This window comes from Aeromonas cavernicola (assembly GCF_002795305.1).
Taxonomy (GTDB): domain Bacteria; phylum Pseudomonadota; class Gammaproteobacteria; order Enterobacterales; family Aeromonadaceae; genus Aeromonas; species Aeromonas cavernicola.
Genome location: NZ_PGGC01000294.1, coordinates 1 through 1,535 on the forward strand (window position 1 = coordinate 1; position 1,535 = coordinate 1,535).

A 1,535-nucleotide genomic window follows, 5' to 3' on the forward strand; every position below is an offset into this window, starting at 1 on the left:
GGTTAGCACAACCCTTTAAATTACAAGTCACCCGGGCTCAATTCCCGCCACAGTCTGTACCGGGTTTGTCTTAACCGTGAACTCCCGAGATATAAACAACATGTTAACTGCCCCACCAGGGACGGTAACACTCTGGACCACTGTTACACCATCCTCAACAATGCATACCACTCTGTCCCCCTTGCAGCCTTAGGACTCTCCGACCACTGTCTAATCCACCTCATCCCAGCCTACAGGCAGAGACTTAAATCCGCCAAGCCTGTGGTGAGGACAGTGAAGAAGTGGACCAGTGAGGCGAAGCAGCAACTTCAGGACTGCTTTGACACCACTGATTGGAGCGTCTTTGAAGAGGCTGCCTCCAACATACATGAACTGACAGACACGGTGACGTCCTACATCAGCTTCTGTGAGGACGCGTGTGTTCCGACAAAGACCTTCCGGACCTTTCCCAACAATAAGCCATGGTTTACCCCCAAACTCAGACACGCTCGCCAAGCCAAGGAAGACGCCCACAGGAGTGGGGATAGGGCCCTGTACAGGAAGGCCAGGAATGCGCTGACCAGGGAAATCAGGGTGGCCAAGCGGCTCTACTCCGAAAAGTTGAAGAGCAGTTTTTCAGCTAACGACTCATCGTCGGTGTGGAGAGGCCTTCAGGAGATCACTGGCTACAAGAAGCGCCCCACCCCCCCAACTGAGGTCAGCAAAGCCTTGGCTGATGAACTTAACACCTTCTACTGCAGATTCGAGAAGGACCACCTCACACTTGCCACCTCTCCAGTCTCTCCTCCTGACTCCTCTTGTTCATCAATCAATGGCACCCTGCCCCCAATCGCTGATACCGCCTCACCATCCTCCAGCACCCCCGGATCACAGCTTGAAATCAACGTAGGAGAGGTGTGTCGGCTGTTCCAGCGACTCAAGACCCGGAAAGCTCCTGGCCCAGATGGAGTCTCCCCCTCCTGCCTGCGTGTTTGTGCTGAGCAGTTGGCTCCCATCTTCACCCAGCTCTTCAACAAATCTCTGGAGCTGAGTGAGGTCCCGACCTGCTTCAAGCGCTCTACCATCATCCCGGTCCCCAAGAAACCCACCATCACAGGGCTGAACGACTACAGACCTGTCGCACTGACATCTGTAGTCATGAAATCCTTTGAACGCTTGGTGTTGAATCACCTGAAGACCCTCACCAACAGCCGGCTGGACCCCCTGCAGTTTGCCTACCGGGCAAATAGGTCAGTGGATGATGCAGTCAACCTGGGACTGCACTACATCCTGCAACACCTGGATCGTCCTGGGACCTACGCTCGGATGCTGTTTGTGGATTTCAGCTCGGCGTTCAACACCATCGTCCCTCATACCCTCTGCTCCAAACTGTCCCAGCTCAGTGTGCCAACTGACCTCTGCAATTGGATTTACAGCTTCCTGACCAACAGAAGTCAGCAGGTCAGGATGGGACATGTCACCTCGGACACTCGACACACCAACACCGGCGCACCACAGGGGTGTGTCCTCTCCCCTCTGCTGTTCTCCCTCTACAC

General features: G+C 54.7%; 1 protein-coding gene. It reads left to right on the forward strand.

Annotated elements, in window-relative coordinates:
* Window positions 1-273 precede the first annotated feature (273 nt).
* Window positions 274-1,535 (forward strand): RNA-directed DNA polymerase (locus CUC53_RS18645; RefSeq protein ID WP_167386803.1); only part of this gene is annotated, 1,262 nt, incomplete at its 3' end.